The following is an 18,831-nucleotide window of genomic DNA, read 5'->3' on the forward strand; positions in this document are numbered from 1 at the left end:
ACCGCCCAACTGACCGCCCAACTGACCGCCCAACGATGGGCGCGCGGAACAGTAGGCGCGCGAAACAGCGTATGAACACTCAATGCTCAGAGAAACACCCATTGAACCTGCTCTAGTTCGAACTAGCGGAAGGATTATCGAGAAGGCAGAGCAGCCTACCGTGCCCGCACCTCTACAGCGTGTAACCGACCAGTTTGGCCCGCCGCAACCACCTCATCCCCCCGGCGGGCCAAATGCTTTCCTCCCGGGTTTCGGGGCTCCGTGTGAAAGCATTTCGTGTATAAATTCCGCATAGAAATATCCCGTGCAGATACTCTCATCTGCACGGGATATTTTGCTGTTCTGTTTTCTGATCTGCCGCCGTCTATAGCCGCAGTCGGAGCAAAAGTTTATGCGCTCTGCCCCTCTCGACTCTCCTTCTTCTCCGCCTGGTAGCCGAGGCAGAACGACGTGCCGGCCACCAGCGCGGCCAGCCAGATGGAGAATACACCGGCCCATCGGTACACAAGGGCCATGAGAAGCACTCCGGCTATAAAGGAGATGACCACGAGCGAGTAGTCGAGCGCTTTGAGTAGAGCCGCGCGGCGTCGCGCCTTCGCCTCATCTTTTGACGCTCCGTCGGGGGTTCTCAGCGGGAGGTACAGGGAACCGGCGGCGTACCAGGCGCTGAGCATTTTGCGCCAGTTGCCGCTGGTCATGAAGAGCGAGAAGGGATTTTCGCCAATGCGCGTGTCCGCGAGGGCGTGGATCATCAGGCCTACCGTAAAGGCCAGCGCGCCCACCTGAAAGCTATTGCTCAGAGTTCTATCCATGAAAGGTACCGCGAAGCATACCAGCAGGAACGGCAGGAGCGTGCCGATGCGCCAGTGCCGCATCCGGGCCCACTGCCCCAGCAGATCATGGATAAGATGCCCTCCCAGGTATCCGCAGCTGAAGAAGATGACGGAGAACCAGCGCAGGTGCACCGCGTGGGGAGTATCGCGGTGCAAGTCGGCGATGAGCAGAATAAAGTTACCGGTCTGTGTGGCGACGAGGGCCTCGTAGCGCATGTGCGAGAAGACGTCTACCGCGCCGCCCAGGGAAGCGAGGAGTAGCGCCATGATGCGCCCGTAGCGGCGAGGCGCGGGAATACGTCTAAGAGTCTCGCGGAGGTGGTGAAGCATGTGACCGCCCTCATCTGTCGGTGGTAGGTCTGAAGACCCAGCCGGCGGGGGCCTTCTGGTTCCATGCTACGGCATGGACGGCGGCGGTTAGCGGATCGGGGGAGGAACCCCGCGGGCCGGCCGCCGTTAAAGCGTAAGCCCCGAGCAGCTATCTGCTCGGGGCCTACGTACTATTCGGTTTTTAGCTTAGGGGGAGGAGCCTACTTGCTTTCGCCCTTGAGCGCACCCACGAGGGGGCCGATCACGTCCATGGGCAGCGGGAAGACCACGGTCGAGTTCTGGTCGGCACCCAGCTCCAGCAGGGTCTGCAGGTAACGCAGCTGCAGGGAAGCGGGAGACTGGCTCAGAATGTCGGATGCTTCCTTCAGCTCGCTCGAAGCCTCAAGCTCACCGCGTGCCGAAATGATCTTTGCGCGACGCTCACGCTCGGCCTCAGCCTCACGTGCCATGGCGCGCTGCATGGCCTCGGGAATCTCAACGTCCTTAATCTCGACGAGCTCAACCTGGATGCCCCAGTGCTCGGTGCGGGAGCCGATGATGGAGCGCAGGTCCTCGTTCAGGTCCTCGCGGTGTGCGAGCAGGGTGTCCAGGTCAACGCGACCCAGCAGGGAACGCAGGGTGGTCTGGGCGATCTGGCTGGTGGCGATCGGGTAGTTCTCGACCTCAAGCACAGCGTTCTTGGCGTTGGTCACGCGGAAGAGGACAACGGCGTTCACGCGGGCGGGAACGTTGTCCTTGGTGATGACTTCCTGCGGGGGAATGGTCAGGGTGATAACACGCATGTCAACGCGCTGCAGGGAGTCGACGAGGGGGAAGACCACGTTCAGGCCGGGCTTCAGCTCGGAACGCAGGTGGCCGAAACGGAAGGAGATACCGCGTTCATATTCGGGGATCACGCGGAACATACGAATCAGAATAAAAAGAACAATAACGGCAACTGGGATGAGGATTGTTGCCAGGGTGACGGGATCCATGGGTTTCCTTCACATCTATTCGGGATGGTTCATTCGGGGCATGTGCACCCATCGACTGCGCCTCGTACAGACTCGACGGGAGGGTGTGTTCGGAAAGTTTGTCAGCGGCACGTGGTGCTCGCGGCGGTCCTTCCGGCGGGGAGGTTCAGGGGGTGATGCGCAATGGGCCTCCGCCCCGGCGGGGGAACGCCGGGACGGAGGGACCATCAGCATTGCTACTTCTTCGCCAGCTTCTCGGCGGCCTCAACTTCGGCCAGGTTCTGCTCCTGCAAGACCTCGTTCGTGGTCTTGTGCAGTCGCTTAACCGAGGCGCCGGTACCGCTCCAGGCGGGGCGATCCGGGTCGAGGACCGAGGTGCGAACCGGCAGGGATGCATCCGCAATCATCTGCTTGCGGGCCTGCTCGGTACGGCGCTTACGCTCGTTCGAGACGCCACCCCACTTCGCGGCGAAGCGATCCATCTTCACGTTCATCGACTCTTCGGCGGTGGATGCGTGAATATGCTTCGGGTCACCCTCGAAGTTGGCGGGGGAACGCATGAGCTTAATCGCCAGCGGGTAGGTCAGCGATAGGACGACCACCACTGCGGCTGCCTCCACCAGAAGCTCCAGGGGAGAGTGCCACACGATGGCCGCACCAATCATGACCACAACGCCCAGCAGGGAGACCGCCACGGCCAGGCCGCGGTGGAATCGTCCCGACTCGGAGTAGGGCCACTCGTCCACCTCGCGGGTGAGTTCACGGCCGTTTGCCGAGACGGTGCAGCTGTCCTTAATCGGGCAGGTGTTGCACACGCTGGGCTTAGCGCGGTAGCGCATGACGCGGTTGTCCGAGTCGAAGGCCGTGGCCCACAGCCACTGGTCTTCGGGGCAGAGCCACGCATCGCTCTCTTCGTGGTAGGTGAACCCGAAGGTTCGCGCCGCCACGACACGCTGGCTGGTGCGCTTAGCGAGAATATCGAAGCACCACCCCACGGCGACCAGGCCGAGCGCGTACACGCAGGCCAGCCACACGAAGAAAGATACTCCAGCAATCTGCTCGGGCATGGTTAGCCTCGACGATCGCTACGGTAGGGGCTGGTCTGCTCGGGCAGCTCCTCAGCAGCCTTGGCGCCGGCGAACTCGGCGATACGAGCGTCGTCAACCACCTCGTACAGCGGGGGCTCAGGCAGCTCGAGGACGGTCTCCTTGGAGTTCTTGGAGAAGATCTCCTTGATACCCAGCCAAGCCAGCTTGATCAGCGGGAAGATGCCGACCAGGAAGATGACGTCACCGGGCATACGCATCCAACCCATCACGGCGGAAGCACCGTCGTGAATGAACGCGAAGGAACGAGCCTCGTAGTAGCCTTCACCAACGGACTTGTACAGCTGAGCGATACCCAGCGGCAGCAGCGAGATGAAGGACATCCACAGCAGACCGATGTTCAGGGTCCAGAAGGAGAACTTCAGGCCCTTCTCAGGCCACTTGTTCTCGGGAACCAGGTAGCGCAGACCGAAGACCGCGAACGCGATTGCGAGCATACCGTACACACCCATCATGGAGGCGTGTGCGTGGTTTGCGGTCAGTGCGGTACCGATTTCGAAGTAGGACACGATCGGCAGGTTGATGAGGAAGCCGAACACGCCTGCACCGAGGAAGTTCCAGAAGCCCACGGCGATCAGGAACATCACGGCCCAGCGGTGCGGGAAGGGCTTGGTGCGGTTGGAGTACTGGCGAGCACCCAGCTGCATGAAGCCCCATGCCTCAACGGTCAGGAAGGTCAGCGGGATAACCTCAGCTGCGGAGAAGAATGCACCGAATGCCATCTGCTCGGAGGGGGTACCGACGAAGTAGGTGTGGTGCAGGGTACCGACCACGCCACCGACGGAGTAGAGCACGGCGTCCATCATGATGATGGAGATAGCGATGCGCTCGCGGACAACGCCGAGCAGCACGAAGATGTACGCCACCATCACGGTGGTGAACAGCTCGAGGAAGTCCTCCACCCAGAGGTGAACCACCCAGAAGCGCCAGAACTCGGCGACCGACACGTGAGTGCGCTGGCCGGCGAGAAGGCCGACCGCGTAGAACATGGGGATGGCCAGGCCCGAGAACAGGAACAGCCAGGGGAGGGAGGTCTTCTTAGAGCCCTTCAGACGGGCGGTGAGGGTTCGTGCGACGATCACAATCCAGATGAACATGCCCACGATGAGCAGAATCTGGAAGAATCGCGGCAGGTCCAGGAACTCCCACTGCTGCGAGAAGATGGAGTTGGTGGGGACCAGACCCTTCTGCGAGAACCATTCGTTCAGCAGCGAGCCGAGGACCACGAAGACCACGGCACCGATGAGGATGTAGGTCAGCAGACCCTGCTTCTTGGGTTCGCGGCGGGTAATCAGCGGGGCGATGAAGATACCGCCCGCCAGGAACGCGCCTGCGGTCCAGAAGAGGGAGAGCTGCAGGTGCCAGGTTCGGGATACCGTGTAGGGCAGCAGCTGGCCCATATCGATTCCGAAGAAGCCGGTGAGTTCTTCACGGTAGTGCTCGGTGAGTGCACCCACCAGAGCCTGCAGGAGGAAGAGCACCAGGATGGTTGCGAAGAGCAGGCAGGCTGCCTTCTGCGAGGGGGTCAGGCGAACTTCGTCGGGCTGGCGGAAGTCGAGGACGGGTGCCTCTTCAGCGTGCCAACCGATGGAACGGGACCAGCGGCCGTAGATGGCGAACATCAGACCCGTACCACCGATGAGGGTAATCAGGGACAGCGCCGACCAGACCATGAGGTCTGCGGTGGGCTTGTTGTCAACGTTCGGCTCGGAGGGCCAGTTGTTGGTGTAGGAGTAAGGCTGATCGGGGCGGTCTGCCGCCGATGCCCATGCGGTCCAGCCGAAGAATGCGACGAGGTCGTGCAGTTCTTCGTCGTTCTTAATGGCGTGGGGGAACAGGCCCTGCGAGGTGTCGCCCTTCATCAGGGTGTCGCTGTAGTGCTTGAGCATGAGCTGGAAGCCCTTGGTCTCACCAGCGGACCAGGTCAGGGTCTTGGTCTGCTCATCGTACTTGTTCTCCTTGCGCCACTCGTTCTTGACGAGTTCGCGGGGGTCCTGCTTGCCCTGCTCACGATACTCCTTGATGGCGGCATCGGTGGTCAGGCGCAGGTACTCTGCAGTGTAGTCGGGGCCGAGGTAGGCACCGTGGCCGAGGACGGTTCCGTACTGCTGCAGGCCGCGTGCCTGGAAGAGTTCCTGACCATGCAGGATCTGTTCCTGGGTTGCGATTACTTTGCCGTCGTTGCCGACAATCTTGTCGGGCATCGGCATGGAGAGTGCGTAAGTGCGCATTGCGAGGACTGCCATGATGGTGAAGCCCAGGAGCATCACAAACGCAACAGCCTGTACCCAGCCCTTACCGGCATAGGCACCGACCGTGTCTGTGCGGCGGGCAATCTTAGCTGCCTCAGCACGCGAGACGGGTTTTGTAGCCATAGTGATATGTCTCCAGTGTGCGTGGATTTGCGGTTCGAATGGGACCGACGCACATCCGCTGGAGGGCGGCTCACTGGGTAGCGAATCGTCCGGAGAGGGAGGTGCGACAGCCCACCCTTACCCTATTTTTGCATATTAAATGCGCATTTATAAAACTTTGGTGACGAGGTGTCTCAATGTGACGCCGAGGTCACTCGGGGAGGATGCTCCCGGGGCGACAGCGCCCGTACATTCCGTTGTTGTTCCTCGTGTCTACCCTACCTCTACCCTACCAAAATTCACTTCGCGGCAAAAACAAAGGAAAGGCTTATATGCCGCAACCTTATATATCAACCGGCGGTAAACGCATTATTCCCGCAAAAGCCCGATGCACCCGCCGCAAAGCGCCGCCGAAGTAACCCTCCTGAACCCCGTTCGACCGGCCCCCGATAAACCCGGGAGGAACGGAGCTACGAGCGGCCCGGGGTATGGAATAATGAAATCGGTAGCGGACGCCAGCGCCCCTTATCTAACACGGTACATACGCGCAGCGGGGGAGTAGCCTCCCTCTGCACCGCGCACCCCACCGCCGGCCCGTCGTCCACCGTCGGTACAGCCTCCAGGAGTTCACATGAAGATTTATCAGGCATCCCAGAAAGCAGTCACCGGAATTCTGCGCACCGTTTTCCGCGCCCGCGTGACCGGTCTCGAGAACTTCCCCGCCACCGGCCCGGTGATTGTCGCCTCCAACCACCTCTCCTTCCTGGACTCCATCATTATTTCCGCCATGATGCCCCGCCGCGTGGCGTTCCTCGCCAAGGCCGAGTACGTGAACACCCCCGGCCCGCGCGGCAAGATGATGAAGGCCTTCTTCGAGGCCGTGGACATCATCCCCGTCAACCGCGCCGACCGCTCCGAGTCGCTCAAGGCCCTCGATATCGCCCTGGAGAAGCTGAACGAGGGCAAGGTCTTCGGTATCTACCCCGAGGGCACCCGCTCCCGCGACGGCTACCTCTACCGCGGCAAGATCGGCGTGGCCTGGCTGGCACACATGACCGGTGCACCCGTCGTGCCCGTCGGCCTGATCGGTACCGACCGCCTGCAGAAGCCCGGCTCGAACATGATTTACCCGCGCCGCTTCACGATTCGCGTGGGCAAGCCGCTCTACTTTGAGAAGACCGGCGAGAAGATGAGCGGCAAGCAGCGCCGCGCCACCACCGACACGATTATGGATGAGATTGCTCAGCTGTCCGGCCAGGCGCGAAAGAACGAGTACAACGTTTCGCCCTCAGCCGCACGCGACGCCGGCTAAGCCTTCTTCCGGCGCGCACCGCGTAGACTTTAACCGCGCATCCACGCATGGGCCCGCACGCGGGGTCGGCGCAGGATGCGCGGTTTGTCGTATGTCCGCCCGCGCCCGAGGAGAAAGCACCCATGGCAGAGCCCTCCAGCTACCGCCCCGCCCCCGGAGAAATTCCCACCGACCCGGGCGTCTACCGGTTCCGTGACGCCGACGGGCGCGTCATCTACGTGGGCAAGGCCAAGAACCTGCGCAACCGCCTCAATAGCTACTTCGCCTCGCCCGAGACGCTGCGACCCAAGACCTACGCGATGGTGCATACGGCGGCGAGCGTGGAGTGGACCGTGGTGGCCAGCGAGATGGAGTCGCTACAGCTCGAGTACACCTGGATCAAGGAGTACGCGCCGCGCTTCAATATCGCCTTCCGCGACGATAAGTCCTACCCGTACCTGGCTGTGACCGTCAACGACGTGTACCCGCGCGCCATGGTCACCCGCGGTGAGCGCCGCAAGGGTGTGCGCTACTTCGGCCCGTACTCGCAGGTGTGGGCCATCCGTGAAACTCTGGATGCCCTGCTGACCGTCTTCCCGGTGCGCACCTGCACGAACGGCGTGTTCCAGCGTGCCAAGAACAGCGGACGCCCTTGCCTGCTCGGCTACATCGACAAATGCTCGGCGCCCTGCGTGGGCAAAATCAGCGCCGAAGACCACCGCGAACTGGCCCGCGGCCTGACCCGCTTCATGGGTGGAGGCGCCGAGAAGTACATCGAGCGGCTGACCAAGGAGATGAAGGAAGCCGCCGCCCAGATGGACTTTGAACGCGCCGCAGTGCTCCGCGACGACATCGCGGCACTCACCAAGGCCTTCGAGCGAAACGCCGTGGTGCTCGGCTCGACCGTGGATGCCGACCTCTTCGCCTACGTCGAGGACGACCTCGAGGCATCCGTTCAGGTGTTCTTCGTGCGCGGCGGCCGAATCCGAGGCCAGCGCGGCTGGATCGTGGAAAAGGTGGACGACAGCACCGACGCGCAGCTCATCGAGCAGCTGCTCACCCGCGTGTACAGCGATATCGCGGTCAGCCTGGCCGCCCAGAAGGGTAGCGGCACCGAAAGCCTGAACAGCTACGATATTCCGCGTTCCGTGCTCGTGCCGGTGGAACCCGAGAACAAGGAACAGCTGGCCTCCTGGTTGGCGGAGGTGCGTGGCGGCCCCGTGGAAATCACCGTTCCGCAGCGCGGCGACAAGGCCGAACTCATGAAGACCGTCACCGAAAACGCCCGCCAGGCCCTCACCCTGCACAAGAGTCGGCGCGCCGGTGACCTCACCACCCGCAGCGCCTCCCTCGTGGAGCTGCAGACGGCCCTTGAGCTTCCTGACCCGCTGCTGCGCATCGAATGTTACGACATTTCGCACGTGCAGGGTACGAACGTGGTCGCCTCCATGGTGGTCTTCGAAGACGGCATGCCCGCCAAGAAGGCCTACCGCACCTACAGCATCACCGGGGACGCCGCCCGCGACGATACCGCCAGCATGTACGACGTCATTACGCGCCGCTTCAAGCGGCACCTGGCCCAGCAGGCCGAGCGCGCCGAGGCGCCCGCGCGCTCCGGGGAGATTGACGCCTCCACCCCCGAGCCGCAGACCTTTGCCTACCCGCCGAACCTCGTGCTCGTGGACGGCGGTCCGCCCCAGGTGGCCGCCGCATCCGCCGCTCTGAGCGATTTGGGTATTACCGATGTGTACGTGGCCGGAATCGCCAAGCGCCTAGAGGAGCTGTGGCTGCCGGATGACGACTACCCGGTCGTGCTCCCGCGCACCTCGGAGGCGCTGTACCTGGTGCAGCGCATCCGCGATGAGGCGCACCGCTTCGCCATCACCTTCCACCGCTCCAAGCGCGGCAAGGCCATGGTCGCCTCGGCCCTGGACGAGATACCCGGCCTGGGCGAGGTTAAGCGCGCCGCGCTCGTGAAGCATTTTGGTTCGGTGGCGCAGATTAAGCAGGCCACCGAGGAGGAGCTGACACAGGTGCCCGGCATCGGCCCGGCGCTTGCGCAGAAGATTCTGGCGGCGCTGGCTTAGCGCACCGATTGGGCCCCGCCGGTGGGCCTCTCGCGTGCGGGCTGCGCGTGACCGGCGTGCGAGGACCGGGGCGTGAACCCGCGAATGGGGCCCGTAACCGGCCGTCATAAACGTGTCATAATTGAAGGAAACCGTCATCATTACGGGCGCGCTACCTTTGCGCGCCCTCAACCAGTAGAGTGGAAACCGTGAGTACTAACCATCTACGCCTATTCACCAGCGAATCGGTGACTGAAGGCCATCCCGACAAAATTTGTGACCAGATTTCCGACGCAATCCTGGACGGCATTATCGCCCAGGATCCCGCAGCGAACGTTGCTGTGGAGACCATGGTGACCACCGGCCAGGTGCATGTCGCCGGTGAGGTGACCACCTCCAGCTACGTCGAGATTCCCTCCATCGTGCGTGAGACCATCCTCGATATCGGCTACGATTCCTCGACCCGCGGTTTCGACGGCGAGTTCTGCGGCGTCTCCGTCTCCATCGGCGAGCAGTCCCCGGACATTAACGCCGGCGTGTACGAGTCCCTCGAGGTTCGTCAGGGCATCGCCGCCGACGATTACGACCGCCAGGGCGCGGGCGACCAGGGCATCATGTTCGGTTACGCATCGAACGAGACCAACGTGCTGATGCCCGCCCCCATCTGGCTGGCACACCGCCTCTCCGAGCGCCTGACCAAGGTGCGCAAGGATGGCCTGCTGACCGATTTGCGCCCCGACGGCAAGACCCAGGTGACCCTCGGCTACGACTCGAACAACGTGCCCGTATCCGTTGATACCGTGGTTGTTTCGAGCCAGCACACCGCCAGCTACGATCTGGCCGACCTGCGCGCCGATATTGAGAAGCATGTGATTGCCCCCGTGCTCAGCTCCGTGGACCTGGATTCCTCCAACACCAAGTTCATCGTCAACCCCGCCGGCCGCTTCGTGCAGGGCGGCCCCGTCGGTGACGCTGGCCTGACCGGCCGCAAGATCATCGTTGACACCTACGGCGGTTCCGCACGCCACGGTGGCGGTGCGTTCTCCGGTAAGGACCCCTCGAAGGTGGACCGTTCCGCAGCCTACGCTATGCGCTGGGTCGCCAAGAACATCGTGGGCGCCGGCCTCGCCGATCGCGCCGAGGTTCAGGTGGCGTACGCCATCGGCCAGGCAGCACCCGTTGGCCTGTATATCGAGACCTTCGGCACCGAGAAGGTTGACCCGCTGAAGATTGAGCGCGCCGTGCGCGAGGTCTTTGACCTGCGCCCGCTGGCCATCATTAACGATTTGGACCTGCGCCGCCCCATCTACCGCAAGACCGCGGCTCACGGCCACTTCGGCCGCACCGAGCCGGAGTTCACCTGGGAGCGCCTCAACCGCGTGGATGCCCTGCGCTCGGCAGTGTCCTCCTCCTAGAACGAATTCAGCGAACGAGAGCACGATAGCGCGCGTGAGTCAGAACCGTTCTGATGAACCAAGGGTACCCGCGGGTACCCAGCAGGAATCCCTGCAACAGCTTGACCTGTTGCAGGGATTTCCTGCTCTTCGTGATGCCCTGATTCCCGCGACGCCCGAGCCGGTCAGCGTGGCCGCCGAGTTGCGGGCCAGCGGCGTGGTGAACCCCGTGGCGCGCGTGCGTGTGGATAGCACCCTGCCGCAGGTGGACCGCACCTTCGACTATCGCGTGCCCGCCGAGATGAGCGAGGATGCGGTGCCCGGCGCCCGCGTGCGCGTCATGTTCAACGGGCACGAGATGAGCGGTTACATTGAGGAGCGCGCGGCCACGACCGATTGGACGCGGTCCTCGCTTGCCCCGCTCAAGGGGGTGCTCTCGCGTGTGCCGGTGGTGGCGCCCGAGATTTTCAGCGTGGCGGAAGCGCTGGCCGATCGCTACGCCTCCACGGTGGCGAACGTGTTGCGCCTGGCGGTTCCTCCGCGCGTGGCCGCCCTGGATAAGAAGTACGCTCCGTTCCTGCCGGGTTACGAGCCTTCCCAGGTGGGACCTCAAGCTCCGGTTGAGGGCGAATCTGCCGGTAACCCTTCGATTGAAGGTGAGGGTTGCGAATCTCAGGTTCAGGCTGAGGGTGAATTGGCTAAAAACTCTTTGACCGGCGGAAATAGTACTGAGACCGACCCCTACGCCTGGCTCGCTACCCCCGGCGCACCCGCGCCCTTCACCCTTGAGCCTCCCGCCCCGCTGGAGGACGCACCCGATGCCGCCGCGGTCTTCTCCGATTACGAAAACGGCCCCGAATTTATCGAGGACGTGGCCGCCGGCGTCGCGAGCCGCGCCGTCATGACCGTGCTTCCCGGCCACCTGGAACACACCTGGGCCGATGTGCTCGCCGTGGCCCTGGCCACCGCGGCAACCTCCGGGCGGGGCGCCATCGCCGTGGTTCCCACCGCCAAGAGCCTCGACCTGCTGGAGAGCGCCCTCGCGCGGGTGCTTCCCACCGATTCCTACGCACGCCTGAGCGCCGATTCGGGCCCGCACGCGCGCTACCACGGGTTCCTCAAGGCCCGCCTGGGTCGCGTGCCCGTCGTCATCGGAACCCGCGCGGCCGCCTACGCCCCGGTCGCTAACCTGGGCCTGGTCGTCTGCTGGGACGACGGCGACTCGTCGCTGCTCGAACAGCGCGCCCCCTATTGCCACGCCCGCGACGTGCTACTGTTGCGCGCCTCAGCGGAGAACGCCGCGGCGCTCTTCGCAGGGTTCACGATGAGTAGCGAGGCGGCACGCCTGGTACGCACCCGCTGGGCCACCTACCTGCGGGCTCCTCGCTCGCTCGTGCGTGAGTATTCGCCGCGCATCTTCTCGACCGGTTCGGAGTACGAGCTGGCTCGCGACCCGCTGGCTGCCGTGGCGCGCATCCCGCACCTTGCCTTCGAGCACGCCCGCCGCGCCCTGTCCCGAGGCCCGGTGCTCGTGCAGGTGGCCCGCAGTGGTTACGTGCCCTCGTTCTCGTGCGCGCGGTGCCGCATGCCAGCCCGATGCACCGTGTGCAGCGGCCCGCTTTCGTTGGCTTCCGGTTCCTCGGTGCCCTCCTGTGCGTGGTGCGGCCATCTGGCCCAGCAGTGGCGGTGCCCCGAATGTGGGTTTAACCGCTGGCGTTCCTCGACGGTGGGAGCGATGCGCACGGCCGAGGAGCTGGGCCGGGCCTTCCCGAACGTTCCGGTGATTTCCTCCTCGGGCGATCACGTGCGCGCGACGGTCGGCCCGGAACCGGCCCTGGTCGTGGCGACTCCCGGGGCTGAGCCCGTGGCTTTCGGTGGTTACGCGGCGGCCCTGCTTCTGGACGCCGATAAGATGCTCTACTTCGATTCTCTGCGCGCCCCCGAGGCCGCCCTGCGTCGTTGGCTTAACGCGGCGGCCCTGGTGCGTCCGGCGGCGCTGGAGGGGACCGTAGTGACGACCGCCTCGCCCTCGCCCGTGGAGCAGGCCCTCATCCGCTGGGATCCGGCCTGGTTCGCTCGTGAGGAGCTGGAGGAGCGTTCCCAGACGGGCTTGCCTCCGGCGGTGCGCACGGCCGCGGTAACCGGCGCGGAGGCTGACGTGCGCTCCTTTATGGAAATCTTCCTGGGTTCTTCGGCCCTACCCGAGTCTGTGCGCGAGCAATCGCGGGTGGTCGGTCCGGTTCCGCTGGACCACGGCTATCTCGCCTGGTCCGAAACCCTGGAGAATGATCCGGAGGAATCCCCGGTGCGCGGGGATTGGCGCGCCCTGATCTTCTTCTCCTACGGTATTGCCCAGCAGGTGACGCACGAGTTACGCGCCACGCGCGCCACGATGGCCGCCCTCAAGAAAACCGTGGGGGAGCGGCCCGTCCAGGTGCGTTGTGACGGCTTGGACGTGCTTTAAAACCCACAGTCTTGCGGATTTATCTGCAGAAAACGCAGAGGTACAGTGCAGAAAGGGGGCGTCGTGGATCGCCAATTGGTGAAGGGCAGTTCCCTGCCCTCGGACGAGCAGCGGACCCTGCTGGGGTATGCTTCCCGGCACCCCGAGAGCACCCTGCACAGTACGGGGCGCCGGCACGACGCCGCGGTTCTGCTGATTCACGGCATCGGGTACCAGAACTTCGGTGAGACCCTGGACTACTTCGGCAAGCCGGTGGCGCACAGCCTGAAGACGCTGGCCACGATGGCGAGCGCGACCGCATCCGATACCGGTTCCGATGCCGCGGACAGCCCCGAGGAGGCGACCCGGGGGAGCGTCACGCTCATCCCCGACGGCGATACTCAGCCGCCATCGGGGGAGGTGACCCCGCATAGCGAGCACCGCGAGCTGAGCTACGCGCTCACGCTGGAGTACGTGCAGGCCCCCGAGGCTCCAGAAACCCCCGAAACTCTCGAAGTTTCCGAATCTACCGAAGTACCCGAGTCCCCGGAGGACCGGGAAGCCGTCGACGAGCCGAGCGCCTCGTCGTTGCAGGCGCGTATCTCGGAGGGGCTGCGCGCTCAGGAACGACGCCTGCAGGAGCGCCTCAGCGCCTCGCATTCGAGCCGTCCGGAACATCCGGAGCGTTCGGTGGTGCGTCGCAGCATCCTCCTTCAGGAGGGGTTCTGGCGCCCGAAGCACTATCGTCCCCTCAGAGATCACCTGCCCTGGCTGGTCTCGGTGCTGCCGCTTTTCCTCATGTTCTGTCTCTACTACGAGCGTCCGGGCCGAACCTGGACCGATCGCGCCGGGCAGCTGCTCCGGTCGGTAGCGCGTTTTGTGAACGTGGCCGGGTGGCTTGTACTGGCGGTGGTGACGATCGTGACGATGCGCGACGCCTTTGTTGCTTCCCTGAGCACGAGCCGCGGTCTGCTGACGGCGCTGGTGGCCGTGCTCAGCCTGGGTATTTTGGGTTGGGCTTTGGCTCGCCGTGCCCGCGAGCTGTGGGCGCTGGTGAAGGCGATTCCCACGCAGCTGATTCAGACGGCGACCAGCCCTGAGTCTCGGGATTTGGAGCGCATCTACGCGCGTTTGGACCGTCAGCTGGATCTGCTGGCGGCCCGTAGTGATGCCCCGGGTATTATTGCCCATTCGCAGGGCGGGTACCTGGGGTATGAGCTGCTGCGTCGCCGTGCGAAGGCCGGAAAGAAACCCCTGCGTTTCTTCTACGGGCTGGGTAACGGTGTGGTGCCGATCAGTATCATCGCCAGTGACCGCAACGACGTTCCCGCTCCGCTCGATAGCTCCGGCGGGTTCCGCAACCGCCTGACCCTGCTGGCCCTCGGAGCGGTAGCTGGGTTCGCCTGGGTTCAGGAGGCCCTGCTTCTGGTTGGCCCCTACGCATCACTGCTGCGCCACATGATGCTGATTCCGTTGACGCTGGGCGCGGCCACGGTTGTCTTCGCCGTGCTCTCGGCGCTGAAGGGCCGGGGCCGCATTGCGCAGGAGACGGGGGCGATCCCTGCCCTCTGGAATGTCTACGGCACACGTTCCCTGATTAAGTGGCTTATCCCGACGCTCTTTGTGAACGGGGTATTCATGATGTTTACCTCCCTCATGCTGGTGCTTGCCTACCTGAGCGGTGAAGCGAGGGTTCCTGCGCCCACCGCATTGGGCGTGGCGTTCTGGTGCGTCGTGATGCTGGCGATAGTCGTATCGGTGCGTAGCTGCTGTCACCTGTTCGTGCGCGCCTATGCGCCCTCGCTGCACGAGATGAACGTGGCGGATCACTGTGAGATTGCGGCGCGCGGCGATAGCATCGGGCGTTCGAACATTACGCAGCCGACCGATGTGAAGGTTACCTTCGCGACCCTGCCGGGGCCTTCGGTGAGTAGCCACATGCAGTATTTTGACGCCAGTTCACCGGTTCCGCTCATGCTGTCGCGCCGTTTGCTGCCGCACGTTCTACCGGCCGACACGCACCTGCTGGAGGGCGTGAACGATATCGGCGCCGAGCTCAACCGTGCCTTTGCCCGAGCTAAAAGGGTTGCGCGTGCGGTGCACTACGGCCTGTATGCGGGGTTGACCGCGCTGTTTGTGCTGCTGCTGAATGCGGCGTCGCTTCTGCACGTTTCGGCGCAGGCCGGGCTGGATGTGCCGGTCCTGGACTCCGCGGGGTTTGAGTGGGCGGTGGCCGCGGCCCGGTACCTGCGTGAGCAGGTGGATTCGCCCGGCGGCGGCCTCGCTTTGCTGGCGATTCTGTTCGCGGTGGAGGTGCTGCTCGTGGTGGTGCTGTCTCCTGCGACTCAGCGTCGGTTCCAACGGTTCATGGTGACGAAGATTGATCGCACTCTGGCGCGAGAGAGCGTCGCCGGGGGAGTCGTCGATGAGGCGAGCGCGCCTCGGCCCGATGCGGGTTAGGGTAGCGCCGCGTTGGGGCTACCCCCACAATCCGTGCACCAATGTGCATCTAATGGCTCATAGCTGAATCTTTGAGGTCCCAACTGGTTTAGCCGTCGTATTCACGGTAATATATTCGGCACCGCGGGCACTTTTTCGGCGCTTGTCGAGAGGGTATCGGCGGTATCTATCACTCAACTTCGCGTACGCCTCACAACCGTGCGCACCAACGAAAGATGAATACTGGTGACTCAGACTATGATCACCCCCGCATACGAACCTGCATGCGGCGGGTCTGCTTCTGTACACAATAACGGCGTCATGCACCCTGACCCCGTTTTGCTTGCCGATATGACCGTTGCGGAACGAGGAGCTGTTTACCGCTACCTGGCGCGTTTCGCGGAGCTGGACGACGCAAAGATTTTCTACGCGTACGGCCACGCCTATGAGCTGGCCCGTAGGGACGCCGAGCGCGGCCTCTGCGCAAGCGTGGCGTAGCCTGCATCATTAGAGCTTTAGGAAATGCTGTTGCACTCTTGACGAGTGCGGCGGCATTTCTTTTTAAGCTTCTAACGGTGGACTCAAACGGTGGGGAAAAACCGGCGGTCGTCTGCCGCCATTATGCCCCCTGATTTCCGCCTGACAACCGCGGACGTGTCCATTATGAGGTTGTTCCCTAGCGGTTCTTGAACATTGATTGGCTCTTGGGTACTTTAGAGGTATCACAACCACCACCGCGAAGAGGCATCCGGTTATCGCTGCGAACCTATTCGCCGTGTTACTCCGCGTGGCGTTTGCACTGTAGCGACGCCCTGACGAAAGGCCCTCGACGATGAGCCCGGCATACGATTACGAACCCGGATTCGGCGATTCCGCTCCCGAGCGTAGCAACGGTATCACCCACCCCAACCCCGAACTGCTTTCGGCCATGACGATGGCCCAGCGCGGTGCGGTCTGCCGCTACCTGGCGCGTTTCGCTGAGCTGGATGACGCGAAGATTATTTACGCCTACACCCACGTCAACGATTTGGTGGCAAAAGAAGAGGCCCGCACCGGTAGCTTTACCGCGGTCTAGCGGGTTTCCGTGGTTTGATTTCGGAGCGGTTCGCTACACACTTCCTCCGCGCCTACGCAGGGAACCCGCCCTCGCAGAGCTCGGGCACCCTGAGGGCGCTTCCGGAAGGTGTAGCCTCGCCGCCCCCGTATTAGGGCACGGGTCACCCGGCAACCACAAACCAAATATGAGAATGCCGCCGCACCCTCCCGAGAACCGGGGGAGTGCGGCGGCATTTCTGTACCTAGCGCCGTAATTTAGTGCCGCGTTGTATAAGCCGCGCAAGCCCTAGAGCCCGCGCACGACCTCCAGCAGCTTGAGTGCCGAGTCGCGCCAGGAGTAGCGGCGCACATCCGACAGGCCATCAATGATGACACGCTCGCGAGCGGCGGTGTCCTCCAGGGAACGAATTGCCTTGACCCAGTCGGCGGTGTGTGCCTCCGGGGCACCGTCCACCGGTGCGAACACGGCGTGCGGCGCAATCTCACGGAAAATCGGGATGTCACTAATCACCGCGGGGCAACCGGCAGCCTGCGCCTCGACCACGGGCAGGCCGTAACCCTCCTCGCGGGAGGCAGTCACCAGGGCGTGCGCCTGGCGGAGCAGCTGCTGGTACTCCTCGTCGCTCACGCCGTTGTGCACCTCCACGTTCTCACCGATGAGGCGCTCGTCGGTGAGCTGCACCAGGCGCTGCGGCGGCATCTTTGACAGCAGGTGCAGGCGGTAATCCGGCAGGGAACGCATCGCCAGCAGCAGAGTTTCCACGTTCTTGTACGGCATGAACGAACCCATGTACACCAAGTGCTTGACGGGCTGCTCCTCGCGGGTGGTGGCGCGCTCCAGGGCGGTCTGGCGCGAGACCACGCTGCCGGGCTGCGGGGCGTTGGGCACCACGAACAGCGGCTTGGTGGTCAGTTCGTGCTGACGAATCAGCGAGGCGGTCGACTCAGAAACCGTCACGACCGCATCGCCGTGATTGAGCAGGAAACGCTGCGGGGTGTAGGTCTTGTGGAAGAGCCTCCAGCCCACGCGCACCGGCGCGGGCAGGAACCCGGGCGGGGTCGGGTGCGAGTAGTAGATCAGGTCGTGCAGGGTGAGGATTAGCTTGAACTTGCGTCCGGTGGAACCGATGGTCTGCATGGGTGAGAACACCACGTCCGGCGCGTACTTATTCAGCTGCAGCGAGGCGGTCGGTTCGAGCGGGCCGGTGGGCGAGCAGATCTTCACGTGCGGCAGGTCCGGCAGCATGTCCAGCTGACGCTCGTCGCTAATGATCATGGTGAGGTCGAGGTCGGCGGCGGCTTCGTCACCGGTGTCGATGAGGGTTTTGAGCGCGCCCAGCAGGGAGGCGGTGTAGCGGCTGATGCCGTCGTGGAAGCCGATACGGGTGTATCGGGCGTCAACCATGAGTTTCATGTTGGTTCCTTACTTCTCGTTCCCTTAGCGGTCGGCGGCGAAATCGGCGATGAGTTCCGCGGCCAGGTGCGGGGTTTCGTAGTGGATGAGGTGCCCGACTTCGGGAATCATGTCCAGGCGCTCGCGGGGGGCGGCCGATGGGGCGGGCAGATTGCGGGAGGTCAGCGTCGCGTACATGGCGCGGGCCGTTTCGGGGGTGCCCAGGTCGTCGTCTTCGGCGACGAGCATCTGCACCGGCACCCGGATGGCGGCGGCGTATTCCGCGGCGGTGTGTGCAATGGACGCCTCGTAGGCGCTGAGCACCCCGCGGCGCGAGCCGAAGGAGCCGAAGTAGGCGGCGTGCTGGCCGTTGATGAAGCGGCGCATTGCCCTATCCTTGGTGCGCATCATGACTTCGCTGGAGAGGCGGGTAATCAGCTGGGAACGCAGCAACGGGTAGCCGATCTTCTCGGGCAGTGCCGCGCCAGCGCGGTAGTAGAGCGAGGCCAAGCGCGAGGTGACGCGCTGACGCCCCTCCAGGGCGGGTTCGCTAATGGGGTTGATGAGTGAGAGGCGCGCTAGCGAGGCAGGGTGCGCCGCCGCGAAGGCGCTGGTGAGGATGGAGCCGAAGGAGTGGCCGACCACGTGCAGCGGCAGTCCGAGCGGGTTGGTGTGCTCCACAAAATCCTGCAACCAGGCCACGTACGCGTCGATGCTGTCCTCGCCCGGGGCGCTTTCGGGCAGGTCACCGGAGCGGCCGAAGCCGGGCAGGTCGGGGCTGATGATGCTGACGTTCGGGATGAGCTTCAGTAGGTAGTTCGCGATGATTTCGAGGCCGTGGTGGTCGCCGCGGAAACCGTGCACGAGCAGCACGGGGTAGCACCCCTCGGGGAAGCTTCCGGAGCCCATACCCTCGCCGTACTGCCAGTAGCGGGTCGTGACCGCCTGCGCATCCGCGCCGATGCGCGCCTCGTGACCGGTGCCGGGGATGAGCGGGCCGGGTACGCCCTCGAGAACCGAGGCGCTGGGGGAGTTCGAGGGAACGGTGGAGGTCATGGGTACCTTTCACGGGGTCGGGTGCGGGGAGGGGAGAGTCCCACCCCTAATTTTAGGCGAGAAGCCTGAAAAGCCCCTGGAGGGTGGTGTGTGCCGAGACCCTCGCGCATCCTCGGC

At 63.9% G+C, this 18,831-nt stretch carries 13 protein-coding genes; 7 read left to right on the plus strand and 6 right to left on the minus strand.

Annotation, left to right across the window (positions count from 1 at the left end; translation table 11 throughout):
• Positions 1-389 precede the first annotated feature (389 nt).
• The 4 genes from HMPREF2944_RS06670 to HMPREF2944_RS06685 form a co-directional block, all read right to left on the minus strand.
• On the minus strand, positions 390-1,163 hold the full coding sequence (locus HMPREF2944_RS06670; protein ID WP_070681743.1) for a YoaK family protein: 774 nt from the start codon (positions 1,161-1,163) through the stop codon (positions 390-392).
• Positions 1,164-1,363: 200 nt separating this feature from the next.
• Entirely contained in the window at positions 1,364-2,137 is a 774-nt protein-coding gene (locus HMPREF2944_RS06675) for a slipin family protein (RefSeq protein ID WP_049334114.1), read from the minus strand.
• Between the two features lie 215 nt (positions 2,138-2,352).
• Positions 2,353-3,183, minus strand: a complete 831-nt coding sequence (locus HMPREF2944_RS06680) for a transposase (RefSeq protein ID WP_049334115.1) — start codon at positions 3,181-3,183, stop codon at positions 2,353-2,355.
• A gap of 2 nt (positions 3,184-3,185) precedes the next feature.
• Positions 3,186-5,597 (minus strand): nitric-oxide reductase large subunit, encoded by a 2,412-nt coding sequence (locus HMPREF2944_RS06685; protein ID WP_070681746.1) that lies wholly within the window; start codon positions 5,595-5,597, stop codon positions 3,186-3,188.
• A gap of 610 nt (positions 5,598-6,207) precedes the next feature.
• Between HMPREF2944_RS06685 and HMPREF2944_RS06690 the strand changes: the two genes are divergently transcribed.
• The 7 genes from HMPREF2944_RS06690 (at position 6,208) to HMPREF2944_RS06720 (ending at position 16,284) form a co-directional block, all read left to right on the plus strand.
• Positions 6,208-6,888, plus strand: coding sequence for a lysophospholipid acyltransferase family protein (locus tag HMPREF2944_RS06690; protein ID WP_049334117.1), 681 nt, complete (start codon positions 6,208-6,210; stop codon positions 6,886-6,888).
• A 122-nt stretch (positions 6,889-7,010) separates the two neighbouring features.
• Positions 7,011-8,954, plus strand: a complete 1,944-nt coding sequence (gene uvrC / locus HMPREF2944_RS06695) for an excinuclease ABC subunit UvrC (protein ID WP_070681748.1) — start codon at positions 7,011-7,013, stop codon at positions 8,952-8,954.
• A gap of 188 nt (positions 8,955-9,142) precedes the next feature.
• Entirely contained in the window at positions 9,143-10,348 is a 1,206-nt protein-coding gene (metK, locus tag HMPREF2944_RS06700; protein ID WP_070649609.1) for a methionine adenosyltransferase, read from the plus strand.
• A gap of 34 nt (positions 10,349-10,382) precedes the next feature.
• The gene (locus HMPREF2944_RS06705) at positions 10,383-12,791 is read left to right on the plus strand and encodes a primosomal protein N' family DNA-binding protein (protein WP_070681751.1); all 2,409 of its coding nucleotides are present in this window, start codon (positions 10,383-10,385) and stop codon (positions 12,789-12,791) included.
• Positions 12,792-12,854: 63 nt separating this feature from the next.
• Positions 12,855-15,230, plus strand: a complete 2,376-nt coding sequence (locus HMPREF2944_RS06710; protein WP_141754235.1) for an aconitase — start codon at positions 12,855-12,857, stop codon at positions 15,228-15,230.
• A 225-nt stretch (positions 15,231-15,455) separates the two neighbouring features.
• Entirely contained in the window at positions 15,456-15,707 is a 252-nt protein-coding gene (locus HMPREF2944_RS06715) for a DNA mismatch repair protein (RefSeq protein ID WP_070649616.1), read from the plus strand.
• A 334-nt stretch (positions 15,708-16,041) separates the two neighbouring features.
• Positions 16,042-16,284: a hypothetical protein gene (locus HMPREF2944_RS06720; RefSeq protein ID WP_049334121.1), complete on the plus strand. Its 243-nt coding sequence runs from the start codon at positions 16,042-16,044 to the stop codon at positions 16,282-16,284.
• Between the two features lie 267 nt (positions 16,285-16,551).
• Here the strand turns inward: HMPREF2944_RS06720 and HMPREF2944_RS06725 are convergent, their stop codons facing one another.
• Both HMPREF2944_RS06725 and HMPREF2944_RS06730 read right to left on the minus strand, forming a co-directional pair.
• Positions 16,552-17,679, minus strand: coding sequence for a glycosyltransferase family 4 protein (locus tag HMPREF2944_RS06725; protein WP_070681754.1), 1,128 nt, complete (start codon positions 17,677-17,679; stop codon positions 16,552-16,554).
• 24 nt (positions 17,680-17,703) lie between these two features.
• Positions 17,704-18,714, minus strand: a complete 1,011-nt coding sequence (locus HMPREF2944_RS06730) for an alpha/beta fold hydrolase (RefSeq protein ID WP_070681757.1) — start codon at positions 18,712-18,714, stop codon at positions 17,704-17,706.
• Positions 18,715-18,831 lie beyond the last annotated feature (117 nt).

It is taken from the genome of Rothia sp. HMSC072E10 (genome assembly GCF_001813965.1).
Lineage (GTDB): Bacteria > Actinomycetota > Actinomycetes > Actinomycetales > Micrococcaceae > Rothia > Rothia mucilaginosa_A.